Source organism: Kribbella deserti (assembly GCF_042434725.1).
In the GTDB taxonomy this organism is placed as follows: Bacteria; Actinomycetota; Actinomycetes; order Propionibacteriales; family Kribbellaceae; genus Kribbella; species Kribbella deserti.
In genome coordinates, this window is sequence record NZ_JBHLTC010000028.1 from 118172 (window position 1) to 132857 (window position 14686).

A 14686-nucleotide genomic window follows, 5' to 3' on the forward strand; every position below is an offset into this window, starting at 1 on the left:
CGGCCGTAGAAGGTGCGGCCGGAAACTGTCGGTGGGGTGGTGGAGACTGGCGGCATGAGTGAGGGTGCGATCGCCTATCGGGAGCGGCCTGCCCGGTTTGTGGGTGCCACCTTGTGGGGACTGCGGACCGATGGCAAGCCGCATCGCGTACTGCCCGACGGCTGCATGGACCTGATCTGGTCTGGCGACCAGTTATTGGTTGCTGGACCCGATACGCAGGCTTTCATCAGCGCCGGCTCTGCTGGCATGCCGGTCGCGGGAGTGCGCTTCGCGCCTGGCACTGCCCCGGGTCTGCTGGGTGTGCCCGCGCGGGAACTTCGCAATATCCGTGTCCCGCTGGCCGATCTCTGGTCACCGGCGCAGGCCCGCCGAATCAGCGAGCGCATCGCCCGCGCGCCGTACGCCGCCCGCGCCCTGGAATCCGAGGTCCTGCGCCTTGCCGATGATCGTCCGGTGAGTCCACCTCTTGGAGGCGGTACGGCGTCCACCGTCGCGCGCGTTCGGCAAGGCGACCCGGTGCACGCCATCGCGAGCGGCCTCGGCCTGAGTGAACGCCAACTACATCGACGATGCCTCGAGGCGTTCGGCTATGGCCTGAAGACGCTCGGCCGAATCCTGCGAATGACCGCGGCCCTCGACCTCGGCCGCGACGGCCTCCCCTTGGCCGACGTCGCCGTCCGAACCGGATACGCCGACCAGACCCACCTCACCCGCGATATCAAAGCCCTCACCGGCCTCTCCCCCACCCGCCTCTTAACACCACAATCCCCACGCCCCTAACACCACCCGTGAGACCGGTCAACGCGAGTAGGCCGGCGCACCCGATAGCAGCGGTAGTGGCGCGCGACTGTCGACGGTGCGTAGCGGGACAGCGCGACGCGGCCGCTGGTGAAGCGCGGCTGCACGCGGCGAGTGCGGCGGCCGGACGGTGGGCGGGGTGGCGAAGCGGGCAGGGCCGGCAGGTGGCGCGACGCGGCCGCTGGCGGTGGGAGGAAGTCTGGGCGAGGAGTCGCCGCGGCGGGTGGTTGGTGGGGCAGTGGGCGGATGAGCGGGTCAGTAGGGGGTTGGCAATTCGGCGGGCGGTCCAGCAGAGACTTTGACCGTGGGCGGCGAAGAGGGCGTCGCGCGAGCTGAAGCGGCCGTAGTCGTGGACCACCTGGCCGGAGAGATCGCAGGGTGACTGCCCGTTGATGCCGCACGTCACGCCGTCCCAATCCACGGCGGTTCGGCCGATGGCGTCGAACAGGGTTTCCGGCCCGGTGTTGGTGAATCCGCTTCGACTGCTCATGCTTCCGATTGGCCCGAAGAGCGCGGATACGTCGAGCCATTCGCCGTCCGCGCGGAACTCTGGCCATGCCAGCAAGACCGTTTCCGGAACCAGGCGTTGCATGGCCGGGAAGCGCGGGTACCAGAACCGGCCGTCGATCGCCAGGCCGCGTACTCGCGTCGGGATGCCCTCCGCACGGGCGAGCGCTTCCAGTACGGCCATGCGCTGACTACACGAACCACGCCGTTTCGCGAGCGTCGTGGAGACCGCCTGCAACTCTTCCAACGCGTAGACCGGCCGCACCATTTCGGCGATCGTGCGATGAGCCGACTTGAGGAACTCCCGCTCGCCGATCGGAGCGAGTGCGCGCACTTCGGAATGAAGTGATCCCACTGCGGCGTGATGCCAGTCGAGCGTGGGCGTCGCCGCGGTCTCCCCCGTCACCTCGGCTAGTACGGCGGGGAGGCGGCGGCGACGTCGCGTACTCAGCAGGCGTGAGGTCATAGAGCAGTGTGGCACTCCGCGATTCCGACGTCTGGACCCGTACGACGAGCCGACCATGTGCTGCCGATCGCGAGTTGCCGACACCTTCGGTCGGATGGCCGTCCGACCTACGTGATCCGGCCAGGGAGCGCGGGCGGATTGCAGCGGCGGTTTGAGCCAACTACCGCGAGAGGCGACCGAGCCGATCGGAGGCGATTAGGGGAAGAGGGTGGAGCGGAGGTCGGAGCGGAGGCGTTGGGCGTCTCGGTCGGTGGGGTCGTTGGTGGGGCCGGGGAGGGGGCGGCGGCGGTGGGTGCGTTCCAGGGCTAGGACGAGGAGAAGGACCAGCAGGAGGGGGACGAAGATCATGGCGAATTCCCTTTCGTGGCAAGGGCTTTGAAGAAGGTGTAGTGCAAGGTGCCGCCGGGTTGAGCGATGCGGCGCAGGTCGGTGATGCCCTGCTGCCATTCGCCGCGTCCGGTCAGACCGGCCGCGACGGCCTCGTCACCGGCGGCTTCGAACAGCGCGATGAACGTGTTGCGGGTGAAGCCTTTGACCAGGTCAGGACGCGATTCGTCGGCGTAGACGCAGATCGGCTCGACGGCGACGTGTTCGAACTCGGCTTCGCGTAGCAACGGGTACAACTGGCGCCCAAGCAGAGCGTTGCCCCCGGCAACGGCTTGCAGGCGGATCTGGTGGGCGATGGTGGCCCGGGCCAGCTCGCTGTCGGGGTGGAAGAACGCCGAGGCGTGGTCGCCTTCGATGACCGTGATCGTGCCGCCCGGCTTCAGCACCCGGCGCAAGGCGGCGAGCGCGCCGGATGGATCGCGGAGGTGTTCCAGTACGAAGCAGACGAAGACGTGATCGAATTCCTCATCCGCGAAAGGCATGTCGAACACGTCGGCCTGGTGCCACTCGACGCCCGGCATCCGGCGACGGGCTGTCTCGAGGGATTCGGCTGATCGGTCGATCGCGACCAGACGCGCGCCCGGGCTCGAGGCAACCAGGTGAGCGGTTTGGGCGCCGACGCCGCAACCGATCTCCAGGACGCGACTGCCCGGCGGGTACGACGTACCGGCGTGCAGGAGATTCGCCAGCGTGTCGGCCTGATCGTTGAGGCGGCGGGCCTCGTCGGCCGAGTACCCGTGCACGTAGGTGGTTTCCATGGCTCAAGCCTGCTGGCAGTATGGACCAGTGAACAGGTCCATACGAGACGCCTCCGACCGGTCCAAAGATGGTTCCGATTTCCTGCAGCTGACGCCGGACGAGGCGCCTGCGGGTGGGCTGGCCGATTGGCTCGCGGCAAGTCTGCGCACGGCGATCGCTGACGGGCGGCTTCCGATCGGGAGCCGCCTTCCGGCTACGCGCGTACTGGCCGCGGATCTGGGGGTCTCGCGCGGCGTGGTCACCGAGGCGTACCAACGGCTGACCGAGGACGGTCACATCGTCGGCCGCGGTCGCGCCGGCACGATCGTTGTCGCCGTACCGCACATCCCACCCGCAGTGCGCACCAACTCCACGCCCACCGCAAGGGCCCTAGGAACTAGAGCCAACGCCCCAGCCGACGCGCCGAGCGGGTCGGGACGGTCGAGCGCGCAGGGAGGCGGACGGGGAGGGGCGAGCGGACAGGGAGGGCCCGGCGCGCCGAGCGGGTTCAGCGGGTTGGGAAGGCGGGGCGCGCCAAGCGAGTCCAGCGGGATCGGCGGGTCAGAAGAGCCGGGCAGGCCGATCGGGTCCACCGGGCTGGACGGCTACAGCGGGCCGCGCGGGTCAGGAACGCCGGGCAGGCCGATCGAGTCCAGCGGCGGGAGCGGCAGTGGCGCGAGCAGCGGCCGGGGTGGCGGCGAGGGTGGCGGAGGGCGGGGGCGAGCTTGGCGGGGTGGTCAGCTGGATCAGGGTGGTGGTGCGCGGGATGGGGCAGGGCGGGAGGTTGGGGGGACGGTGTTTGAGCGGGAGCCTGGGCTTGAGGTGTTTGAGGCGGCTCGGGCGGCTCCTGCGCGTATTGACCTTTCGCCGGGAGTTCCGGACTTGGCGTCGTTTCCGCGTACGGCGTGGCTTCGGGCCGAGCGGGCAGTGCTTAGCGGGCTTTCGGCGGCTGACTTCGGGTACGGCGATCCGCGGGGCGCTCCGGTGATGCGGGCGGCTGTAGCGGATTGGCTGGCGCGGTACCGCGGGATCAGCGTGGATCCGGCCGAGGTGATCATGGTCGCCGGTGTCGCTCAAACCCTTGATCTGCTGGCCCAGATCCTCCAGCAGGATGGCGTCAAAGAACTCGCTGTCGAGGAGCCCGGCTCGCTCGGTACGCGCCAGCAGTTCCACCACCGCGACGTCACCACCACGCCGGTAAGCGTCGACGAGGACGGGATCGTGGTGCACGAGCTTCGCGCGACCGGAGCGCCCGCTGTCCTGCTGACGCCCGCGCACCACTTCCCCACCGGCGTAGTACTCGGTGGTGAGCGTAGGCGCGAGTTGATGCAGTGGGCGGGCGAAGGCGGTCTGATCGTCGAGGACGACTACGACGCGGAACACCGGTACGACCGGCCCCCTGTCCCGGCAATCCGGTCCATGCTCGCCGACCAGGTCTGCTACACCGGCAGCGTCTCCAAGTTGCTGGCACCGGCGCTACGCGTCGGTTGGGTTCTACCGCCTGCGAAGTACCGCGAGCACTTCATCGCCGCCAAGCGGTACGCCGACCTAGGCAACGCCGTACTGCCTCAACTGGTGCTGGCCCACCTCATGAACTCAGGTGAGCTCGAACGGCAGTTGAGGTTTCTCCGCCGTCGGCACAAGCAACGCCGGGACATCATGATCGCCGCCATCCGGGAACACCTTCCCGCCGCCAAGGTGCATGGAGCGGCTGCGGGGCTTCACTTGATGATCACGTTCGACGGCGACTTCTCGGACGGCACACTCGCTGCGGAGGTTCTGGCACGTGGAGTCAAGGTTCAGCCGTTGTCGTGGCACCACCAGCGTCCGGCCCGACCAGGCCTTGTCCTCGGCTATGCCGCCAACAGCCCATCCGACCTGACCGAAGGCATCGCCACCATCGCAGCCGCCCTGCACGAGCAGTAGCTGCACAGATCACCAGCAGCCACTAGAGATCACCAGTAGCTGTTGAGGTTCTGCATGAGTGCAGAGACAGCTCCACCCTCTGGCTTCTGGTAGAAGTCCAGCGCGACGTAGTTCGGCTTGCGACCCGCTGCAGGGCCGCACACCCGGGCCAACCGGTCGGCCAGCTTGGCGCCGTTGTCTGCCGCGGCAGCACCCTCGGACGGAATATCGCGGTAGTGGTTCATCACGTGCAGGCGGCGGAAGCCCGGCTCCTCCTTGGCCAAGGGGACCTCGTCCCACCGGCTGTAGCACTGGGTGTCCCCACCCGAGCCAAGTGACCAGTAGTTCTCGGCGGTCCAGTCCCGGTCGAACATCACCCCGGACGCCTCCCGCCCCGAACGCTGGGAGAACACCAGCAGGCGGCGGTTCTGCGCGATCAGTTCGGAGATCCGGGGCCAGCCGTTCGTGCGTACGCCAGCCTGGTCCGGGCGGAACAGCCGGTCGGCGAATCCGTTGACCTTGGCAACGGCTGTCCCCAGCTCCGCCACGCTGGTGTAATCCTCGATGAACACGCTCACGACGGCCGTCGGATTGGCGTTGAGGAAGTTGACGACGTCCTGGAGACCCGCGGTGAGCGTGCGTTCGTTGCCCCAGCAACTGCCGTGGCACATCCGGATGTCGCCGTTGTACGGGCGGGCGTCGATCTGCAAGCCACGAACACCCTGCGCCAGCTGGTCCCGCAGCCGGTATGACTGGTTGGGGAATCGTCCCCAGAAGCCCTCATCGGTGTTGGCCATCGCGTTGTGCGCCACGAGGTAGCTGACCTGGTCGAGCCGCGGGTCAGCCGGCATCGGGCGGCGCGGTACGTCGAGACCGTTCAGGTACCACTCGGCCGCGGGGCCGCCATCCGGGCTGACAACAAGCTCGCGGCCCGTCGACGGCGTCGGCGCGACTACGCGTAGGTAGCCGCCCGACGGGGCCTTGATCCGGTAGCGACCACCTAGGTCCTCAAAAGCCCAAGCGGACAAGGCGTTACCGCAACTCCGCAGGACCACTCGCGCCGCGTCGTTCCGGCCCAGGCACCAGGTGGCGTCGGAGCCGAGCGCGATCTTGTAATGGTCGCCGTCACGCCGGATCCGCCAGTGCTGGGCGGCGGAGCCGTTCGCCGCCCACTCCTGGATCTCGCGGCCGTCCTCGAGCCGCCCACCGTCCAGATCGGCCACCCGGCCGTTCGGCACGCTGAGCAGGATGACGGATGCCGTCATCGGCGGCTCGGCGGTGGTCGTGGCCGAGGCCTTCACCATCTGGCCGGAGGCCAGACCGAGCGCGAACGAGAGCGTCAAGCCGATCAAGCGGGCAGACCGAACGGCCATCAGTACCTCCAAGATGCAGGGCGGGCGAACCCCGGACGTGCGGACACAGCGTGTCCAACCGATAGCCCCGCGTCAATATGACCGGCGCGTCTCGGCGGTGGCTACAAGAAGATGCTTCCCCAGTACCGCGCGACGAACACCAGTGAGCAGGCTTCGTTTTGACGATGCCGCCGCGGCTGGCTTAACTAACTCCTGGTGCCATGGGTACCGCAGCGACGCACTCAGCCGGTGGCCAGTCCGGTTTCAGGCGCCAGGGCGAGAGCCCGAGGCGGGGTAGCGTCCCCGGGTTCGATGGAGCTGCTGGTGTCCATACTGAGCAAATCCCTGCTGGCCACCCTCGCCGCCGTGGCCGTTGTGCTGGTAGCCACCCATAACCAGCCCGACCAACCCGCCGAAGACCCCCAAGCCACACAAATCCCTGCAACGGCCAAACAGAAGCCGGTCAAGCTGCCGCCGCCTCAGGCGCCCTGGGACTACCAACTGGCCGGCCCTTACCCGCCGGCCGGCGGCGTCAAGGTGGTCTCCCGCGATCGCACCGCTCCAGCCGTGCCCGGCCGCTACAACATCTGCTACGTCAACGCCTTCCAGGTCCAGCCCGGGGCCCAGTCCGAATGGGACAGCGACCTGCTGCTGAAAGGGGCCAACGGCAACCTGGTGATGGACGAAGAGTGGGGCGAACCGCTGCTCGACCTGCGCACGGACGCCCAGCGCCGCCGGATCGCAGCCAAGGTGAACCGCTGGATCGACGGTTGTGCCGCCGCCGGCTACCAGGCGGTCGAGCCCGACAACTACGACAGCTTCAGCCGTTCCAAAGGCCTGTTGCGACCCGAACACGCGACGGCGTACATCAAGACGCTGGCGGACCACACGCACAAACGCGGTCTCGCCATCGCGCAGAAGAACACGCTCGAACTGGCCGGTCAGCGGGAGTCGCTCGGTCTGGACTTCGCCGTGGTCGAGGAGTGCGGACAGCACAACGAGTGCCGCCAGTTCACCAGCCACTTCGGCACGGCCGTCGTCATCGTCGAGTACACCGACCAAGGCCTCGAGAACGCCTGCGCCACGGTCGGCGACCAAGTGAGCGTCGTACGCCGGGATGTGGCCGTCTCGACGCCAGGCTCGGCCGGCTACGTCCGCAAGACCTGCTGAGCCCTACCGAAGCGCACGCCGGAGTAGGTCTTCCGTGCCCTCGAAGCTGCGAACGACCTCCGCGGCGGTGGTCTCGCTCCGCAACGCGCCAACGCCCTGACCGGCGTACAGCGAGGTGGTGTCGACGTCGCCCGCTCGCATGGCCGCCAGGAATAGCTCGTGGGCCGCGTCGTCGCCGCCCAGTTCTGCCTCGCGGCCCTCCCACTCCTCGAAGAAGGTGTTACGCAGCGCCCGGCCGCCGAACTCGTCGGGCCAGCCCGCACGCGATGCCTTGTCGAAGACCCGGCCGTACGCCGTTGAGGTCTCGTCAGCTGCTACAAACTGCTGCCGGGCGCTAGCGCTGTTGATGGCTTCGCGGCACGTGAGGAAGGCTGTGCCGATCCAAGCGCCTGCGGCACCTGCGGCCAGTACGGCGGCCATCCCCCGGGCGCCCGAGATTCCGCCCGCTGCTAGTACCGGGACGTCCACCTCATCCAGAACCGCCTGCAGCAACGGAAGAGTCGCCACCTCGTTGCGCCCGTGCCCACCGCCCTCACCACCTCTAGCCACCAGTACGTCGACCCCGGCCGCGACGGCCTCGCGCGCGTCCGCGAGCTTGCCTGCCTGCGTGGCGACGGCTATCCCCGCCTGCTTGAGCGGTTCGACGTACTGCGGGTAGTCCCCGAAGCTCACCGCCACCAAAGCCGGTTTGAGCTCCAGAACCGCTTCGAGCTGCCCGGGCCGTTCCGCCAGCGCCCAGGCCATCAGCCCCACGCCGTACGGCTTGCCGCCCTCGGCCGCGATCCGCCCTTGCTCGAGGATCCAGTCGGGTGTGACGGCGTTCCCGGCGCCGATCATGCCTAGGCCACCTGCAGCCGAGATGGCTGCTGCCAAGGCTCCGCCACTTGCTCCGGCCATAGGCGCTCCGACCAGAGGTACCGACAATCCGAACCGCTCCGTCAACCAAGTCCGCATAGTTCGATCTTGCACCCGCCCGAACCCGGCAGACCCGCGTTTGTGGCGTACCAGACGCAAGAACCGCCGGGCCCCACGAGGGGCACCGGCGGTTCTCAGAACGATCTAGCTCAGTGCTGGTAGTGCTCCGACTGCGGGTCGCCGTGGCAACGCTTGTACTTGCGGCCGGACCCACAGGGGCAGACCGCGTTGCGCGGAGTGCCCGCATACTCCAGGGCGCCACCCTCGACGGCGTCCATGTGGGTCGAGATCTCATCGTCGCCGTCAACCGTCGGCGAGGTGTAGGTCAGGCGCTGCGGGCGCTGTCCGCCGAGGCCCTTCGCCTGGATCCGCGGGGTGTCCTGCGGGCGCGGCTCGGCCTGGCGGCCGGGGAACTCCGCGACCGGCGCACCCGGCACCAGCACGTCCTCGACCTCGGGCTGCTCCGCGACGACAACGTCCTGCACGTCCTCGACCGGCTCGTCCTGCAGGTCGCTGACGGTGACCTCGAGGTTGAAGATGTACGCGACGGACTCTTCCTTGATGGACTCCATCATCGCGCTGAACATGTCGAAGCCCTCGCGCTGGTACTCGACCAGCGGGTCGCGCTGCGCCATCGCGCGCAGGCCGATGCCCTCACGCAGGTAGTCCATCTCGTAGAGGTGCTCGCGCCACTTGCGGTCTAGCACGCTCAGCACCACGCGACGCTCGAGTTCACGCATCGCCGGAGCGGTCAGCGCGGCCTCACGGCGGGCGTAGGCCTCATGCGCGTCGCGGGTGATGCGTTCGATCAGGAAGTCCTGGGTCAGGCCGGAGCGATCGCCGCCGGCCTCCTCGATCAGGTCTTCCTCGGTCAGCGTCGACTGGTACAGCGTGCGCAGACCGGTGAACAGCACGTCCAGGTCCCAGTCCTCGGCGAACCCGTCCGCGGTCGCGCCGACGACGTACCCCTGGATGGTTTCGTCGAGCATCTCCGTGACCTGCTCGTGCAGGTCGGCGCCCTCGAGCACGCGGCGGCGCTCCTTGTAGACGACGTGCCGCTGACGGTTCATCACGTCGTCGTACTTGAGGATGTTCTTCCGGGTCTCGAAGTTCTGCGCCTCGACCTGGGCCTGCGCCGACGCGATCGCCTTGGTGACGACCTTGTTCTCCAGCGGGACCGTGTCGTCCTCGTTGCGCGACATCGCCCAGTCGACCATCTCGCGCTTGAACAGGCGCATCAGGTCGTCCTCGAGCGACAGGTAGAACCGGGACTCGCCCGGGTCGCCCTGACGGCCGGAACGACCACGCAGCTGGTTGTCGATCCGGCGCGACTCGTGCCGCTCGGTGCCCAGCACGTACAGACCGCCGGCCTCGCGGACCTCGACCTGCTCGTCCTTCACCTGCTGCTCGAACTGCTCCAGGACCTTCGGGTACTCCGCCTCGTACTGCTCGGCGTGCTCGACCGGGTCGATGCCGCGGGCGCGCAGGTCCTGGTCGGCGAGGAACTCGGGGTTACCGCCGAGAATGATGTCGGTACCACGGCCGGCCATGTTGGTGGCCACCGTGACCGCGCCCTTACGGCCGGCCTCGGCGACGATCGCGGCCTCGCGCTCGTGCTGCTTCGCGTTCAGCACCTCGTGGGCGATACCGCGCTTCTTCAGCTGGGCCGAAAGCCGCTCGGACTTCTCGACGCTCGTCGTACCCACGAGGATCGGCTGGCCGGTCGCGTGCCGCTCGACGATGTCGTCCACCACCGCGTCGAACTTCGCGTCCTCGGTGCGGTAGATCAGGTCGCGCTGGTCCTGGCGGACCATCGGCTTGTTCGTCGGGATCTGCACGACGCCGAGGCCGTAGATCTTGCCGAACTCGGACTGCTCCGTCATCGCCGTACCGGTCATGCCGGCGAGCTTGTTGTACTGACGGAAGTAGTTCTGCAAGGTGATGGTCGCGAGGGTCTGGTACTCCTCCTTGATCTCGACCTTCTCCTTGGCCTCGATCGCCTGGTGCAGGCCCTCGTTGTAACGACGGCCGTGCAGCGTCCGGCCGGTGTGCTCGTCGACGATCAGCACCTCGCCGTCGACGACCACGTAGTCCTTGTCGCGCTTGAACAGGTCCTTCGCCTTGAGGGCGTTGTTCAGGTAGCTGATCAGCGGCGTGTTGGCCGACTCGTACAGGTTGTCGATACCGAGGTGGTCCTCGACCTTCTCGATACCGCGCTCGAGGATCGCGACCGTGCGCTTCTTCTCGTCGACCTCGTAGTCGGTCTCCGGGCGCAGCCGGTTCACCAGGTTGGCCATCTCGACATACCAGCGCTGGCTGTCCTCGGCCGGGCCGGAGATGATCAGCGGCGTCCGCGCCTCGTCGATCAGGATCGAGTCGACCTCGTCCACGATGGCGAAGTTGTACTCACGCTGCACACAGTCCTCGATCGAGGTGGCCATGTTGTCGCGCAGGTAGTCGAAGCCGAACTCGTTGTTCGTGCCGTAGGTGATGTCCTTCGAGTACGCCACCCGGCGCTCGGCCGGGGTCATCTCGGGCAGGATCACGCCATAGTCGACGCCGAGGAAGTGATACACCCGGCCCATCCACTCGGCCTGGAACCGGGCCAGGTAGTCGTTCACCGTGACCACGTGCACGCCCTTGCCGGACAGCGCGTTCAGGTACGTCGGCAGGGTACCGACCAGGGTTTTACCCTCACCGGTGCGCATCTCGGCGATGTTGCCCAGGTGCAGCGCGGCACCACCCATGATCTGCACGTCGTACGGCCGCTGGTGCAGCGTGCGCTTGGCGGCCTCGCGCACGACGGCGAAGGCCTCCGGCAGCAGCAGGTCCAGCGACTCCCCGTTCTCGACTCGCTGCTTGAACTCGGCCGTCTGGCCGCGCAGCTCCTCGTCGGTCATGGCGACGAATTCGTCCTCGATCGAGTTGACCAGCTTCGCGATGCCCTCGAGCCGGCGCAGGGTCTTGCCCTCGCCGATCCGCAGGACCTTGTCGAGCACCTTCATCGTGGGGAGTCCACTCCTTGACTGTTCCAGCCTTGATACGGCGGGCGCCTTCCCGTCCGGCCCAGGGCAGGGCTGAACGGGCCGCCCGTCTGACGGGCGCAACCCATGGTACGGGGCGGGGCGAGTCAACCCACCCCGACCGCGTGAGTCGCGTTATCTGGTCCCACGACCGGCGGGCACGGAAAGTTCCTCAGGCGGCGCGCAGCGCGATGCTCAGCGCCGGTGCCAGATCACCTCCGCCGGCCACCCGCACCGTGTCGAGGCCCATCCAGCCCGCCATCTGGACCAGCTCGGCCGCGAGCTCCTCCGGCGTCTCGACCGGCGCTCCCGGCTCCGCGTGCGCCGATTGCACCAGCAGTACGCCGTTCGGGCGGTCCGCCTTCAGGTCCACCCGGGCCACCAGGCGGTCCCCGAGCAGGAACGGCAGGACGTAGTACCCGTAGATGCGTTTCTCCGCCGGGACGTAGATCTCGATCCGGTAGTGGAAGTCGAACAGCACCTCCGCCCGGGTCCGCTCGAACACCAGCGAGTCGAACGGGCTGACCAGCGCCCGGGTGTTGACCCGCCGCGGCAGTTTGGCGTCGCGATACAGATAGGCCTGCCGTTTCCAGCCCTGGATCGAGACCGGCTCCAGCTCACCGGCCTCGACCAGCTCCGCGATCGCCTGCGCGGTCGGGGCCGGCGCCGTCCGGAAGTAGTCCTTCAGGCATTGCGCCGTCGCCACCCCGTGCGCCTTGGCCGCGATCAGCACCAGCTGACGATGGGCCTCCTCGGGCGTCGGGGTCGGCGTGTTCAGTACGGCGGGCGGAAGCACTCGCTCGGGTACGTCGTACATCCGCTCGAACTGCTGGTTGCGCCTGGCCACGGTGATATCGCCCGCGAAGAAGAGGAACTCCAGGGCCCGTTTCACGTCGGACCAGTTCCAGCCCCAGTTCGACCGGTCGCGCTCGATGTCGTCGTCGATCTCCCGGGCGGTGATCGGCCCATTCGCGGTGACGTCGGCCAGGACCTGTTTGAGCAGATCCGGCCGCTCCTGCGCGATCGACCGTGGCCCGCCCCAGGCCTCGGTATGCGCCCGGGCCATCCGCCACCGCAGCAGGGGGTGGGTCTCGACCGGGACCAGCGAGGCCTCGTGCGCCCAGTACTCCACGAGGCGCCGGGGTGGCTTGGCCGCCGCCTTGTCGAGGAGGTCGCGTGGATACGGGCCGAGGCGCGAATACAGCGGCAGGTACTGCGCGCGGCTCAGCACGTTCACCGAGTCGATCTGGATCAGCCCGATCCGGCTCAGCACCCGGGTCAGCGCCCGGCTGTCGGGCACCCCCTTCGGCCGCGGGTCGGTGAAGCCCTGGGCCGCCAGCGCGATCCGCCGGGCCTGGGCCTGCGAGAGCACCTGAGTGGATATCGAGGTCACGAGCCCGATTGTGCCGGGCCCCACCGACAAAAACCTGAGCCCGACCGCCGGACGCCACCGCCCATAACCACGGCGGCCCGGCCAGGTGATCGCATTTTGCGTCCGACCGTCGCCAGGTGGGTCGCCGGAACCGCTGGGATCTGGCGGGTGGGCCGGCCATCTCGCGGGTTGACCGGCCAGCAACCGGGCGGCGGGTGGAAGGGCCCAGGGCGGCGGGAGGTGGAAGGGCCCGGGGCGGCGGAGGGTTGGAGGGGCCGGGAAAGGGTGGTGGGGACGGGGTGGGGGTTGGGTGCGGGGTTTCCCTTGCGGTGCGGGGTTGGTGATGTGGTCGCGATGTAGACGTGCGTGGAACGAGATCTGGTCGTGGCCTGGGGGTCTGGGTTGGCGGGTCAGAGTTCTTTCCACGACCGTGACCCCCGCCCGGGGCGCGGCGTATCGTCCTGAGGAGTTCCGCCATGCCAGTGAGGCCCCACGCTGTTCATGTACTGCTTGCCACCGGCGCCATCGTTGCCGGTTCGGTGCTGTCCGCAACCACTGCCGTCGCCGCCACCCCGAACCCGGATGCCCAGCCCACACAGGCGTCCGGCAAGAACGTTGTCAAGGGCAAGGATCCCCGCATCGTCGGCGGCACGCCGGCGAAAACGGCCGACGCGCCCTGGGCGATCGTGCTCACCAACCCGGTGTCGTCGTCGCCGAACGACCAGTACTGCGGCGCGACGCTGGTCAAGGCCGACAAGATCGTCACCGCAGCGCACTGCGTCACCGAGCCCGTCGACACGTACACGGCGATCCAGGGTCGCGACGACCTCAAGGTGAAGAACGGTAAGACCTCGAAGATCAGCAACATCTGGAAGGATCCCCTGTACGGCAAGGAGCCTGGGCACGACGTTGCCGTCATGACGCTGGCCACGCCGTTCACGGACGTACCGACGCTCGCCCTGGAGACGAGCGCCGCTGCCGACGTGGAAGGGGCCCAGGCGACGGTTTACGGCTGGGGCAACACGAAGGGCACCGGCCCGGAAGAGGTCTTCCAGAAGGTTGAGGCACCCGTACTCGGTGATGCCTACTGCAGCGACGTCTACGCCCAATACGACTACTCGGTCTCGGGTGAGATCTGCGGCGGCTTCAAGGAAGGCGGCAAGGACTCGTGCCAGGGCGACTCCGGCGGTCCGCTCGTGCTGAACGGCCGCCTGTTCGGAGTCGTGTCCTGGGGCGTCGGTTGTGCCGAGGCCGGAAACCCGGGCGTGTACGCCGAAGTGGCCGCCTACGCCACGGATCTGCAGGCCCAGATCGACCAGTAGTAGTCCGCATTCCCTTCGATTGAAAGAGATCCGGCCCGCGTCGCCCACCTGTGCGACGCGGGCCGGACCCGCTCAGACTGACAGCCGGATCACGCCGTAGTCGTAACCGTGCCGGCGATAGACCACGCTCGGCAGGTTCTCGTCGGCGTCCACATAGAGGTAGAAGTCGTGGCCGACCAGTTCCATCTCGTAGAGGGCCTGGTCCAGCGACATCGGCTTGGCGCTGTGGGTCTTCTCGCGCATCACCAGCGGACCGTCACCGGTCACGGTCAGCGGACCGACCTTGTGGGTCGGTACGGCGTTGTCATCTTCGGCCTCCTCGGTCGCGAGGGCGGTGCCATTGGCAGAACCGTTCGCGGTCTGCATGGCCATGGCCTGTTTCAGCGACATCGGCGAGTGAGCACCACCACGGTGCACCCGGCGACGGTCCGCGGCCTTGCGAACCTGGGCACGCAGCCGGTCAAGGCTGACGTCGAAGGCGGCGGACTTGCTCTCGCCGGTTGCCTCGGCCCGGACGATCGGGCCGCGGGTGTACATCGTGAGTTCCACTCTCATCGCACGATCGCTCTGTCGCGGGTTCTTCTCCTGGGAGACCTCTACCTCGCACCGCAGTACTCGATGATCGATTTTCTCGATCTTCCCGAGTTTTTCCTCGACGTACTGCCGGAAGCGGTCACTGACCTCGCAGTGATGACCTTTGACGACGACGTCCACGGAAACCTCCATCGATC

Annotated in this window: 11 protein-coding genes; 4 read left to right on the top strand and 7 right to left on the bottom strand. The window is 68.0% G+C overall.

All coding sequences use genetic code 11. The features are described from left to right. Window positions 1-54: 54 nt before the first annotated feature. Complete coding sequence (locus ACFFGN_RS21310) at window positions 55-780, top strand: helix-turn-helix domain-containing protein (protein WP_380050478.1); 726 nt, start codon at window positions 55-57, stop codon at window positions 778-780. Here ACFFGN_RS21310 and ACFFGN_RS21315 read toward each other — a convergent pair. Together ACFFGN_RS21315 and ACFFGN_RS21320 are read right to left on the bottom strand one after the other, a co-directional pair. Then, window positions 728-1771: a transglutaminase domain-containing protein gene (locus ACFFGN_RS21315; protein WP_380050480.1), complete on the bottom strand. Its 1044-nt coding sequence runs from the start codon at window positions 1769-1771 to the stop codon at window positions 728-730. The genes ACFFGN_RS21310 and ACFFGN_RS21315 overlap by 53 nt on opposite strands. Window positions 1772-2115: 344 nt before the next feature. Further along, complete coding sequence (locus tag ACFFGN_RS21320) at window positions 2116-2916, bottom strand: methyltransferase domain-containing protein (protein WP_380050482.1); 801 nt, start codon at window positions 2914-2916, stop codon at window positions 2116-2118. On the opposite strand from ACFFGN_RS21320, the gene ACFFGN_RS21325 reads away from it, so the two are divergent. After that, a complete protein-coding gene (locus tag ACFFGN_RS21325) occupies window positions 2915-4822 on the top strand; it encodes an aminotransferase-like domain-containing protein (protein ID WP_380050484.1) in 1908 nt (635 codons plus the stop codon). The genes ACFFGN_RS21320 and ACFFGN_RS21325 overlap by 2 nt on opposite strands. Window positions 4823-4851: 29 nt before the next feature. Here the strand turns inward: ACFFGN_RS21325 and ACFFGN_RS21330 are convergent, their stop codons facing one another. After that, window positions 4852-6174, bottom strand: coding sequence for a phosphoinositide-specific phospholipase C-related protein (locus ACFFGN_RS21330; protein WP_380050486.1), 1323 nt, complete (start codon window positions 6172-6174; stop codon window positions 4852-4854). Window positions 6175-6477: 303 nt separating this feature from the next. On the opposite strand from ACFFGN_RS21330, the gene ACFFGN_RS21335 reads away from it, so the two are divergent. Continuing rightward, window positions 6478-7323 (top strand): endo alpha-1,4 polygalactosaminidase, encoded by an 846-nt coding sequence (locus tag ACFFGN_RS21335; RefSeq protein ID WP_380050488.1) that lies wholly within the window; start codon window positions 6478-6480, stop codon window positions 7321-7323. Between the two features lie 3 nt (window positions 7324-7326). Here ACFFGN_RS21335 and ACFFGN_RS21340 read toward each other — a convergent pair whose 3' ends face one another. From ACFFGN_RS21340 to ACFFGN_RS21350, 3 genes are all read right to left on the bottom strand, one after another. Next, on the bottom strand, window positions 7327-8220 hold the full coding sequence (locus tag ACFFGN_RS21340) for an NAD(P)H-dependent flavin oxidoreductase (RefSeq protein ID WP_380050489.1): 894 nt from the start codon (window positions 8218-8220) through the stop codon (window positions 7327-7329). Between the two features lie 167 nt (window positions 8221-8387). Further along, a complete protein-coding gene (gene secA / locus ACFFGN_RS21345) occupies window positions 8388-11243 on the bottom strand; it encodes a preprotein translocase subunit SecA (RefSeq protein WP_380050491.1) in 2856 nt (951 codons plus the stop codon). Window positions 11244-11433: 190 nt separating this feature from the next. Next, on the bottom strand, window positions 11434-12654 hold the full coding sequence (locus ACFFGN_RS21350) for a winged helix-turn-helix domain-containing protein (RefSeq protein ID WP_380050493.1): 1221 nt from the start codon (window positions 12652-12654) through the stop codon (window positions 11434-11436). Between the two features lie 455 nt (window positions 12655-13109). On the opposite strand from ACFFGN_RS21350, the gene ACFFGN_RS21355 reads away from it, so the two are divergent. Beyond that, window positions 13110-13955, top strand: a complete 846-nt coding sequence (locus tag ACFFGN_RS21355; RefSeq protein ID WP_380050495.1) for a S1 family peptidase — start codon at window positions 13110-13112, stop codon at window positions 13953-13955. Window positions 13956-14027: 72 nt separating this feature from the next. Here ACFFGN_RS21355 and hpf read toward each other — a convergent pair whose 3' ends face one another. Further along, a complete protein-coding gene (hpf, locus tag ACFFGN_RS21360; protein WP_446685213.1) occupies window positions 14028-14669 on the bottom strand; it encodes a ribosome hibernation-promoting factor, HPF/YfiA family in 642 nt (213 codons plus the stop codon). Window positions 14670-14686: the final 17 nt, after the last annotated feature.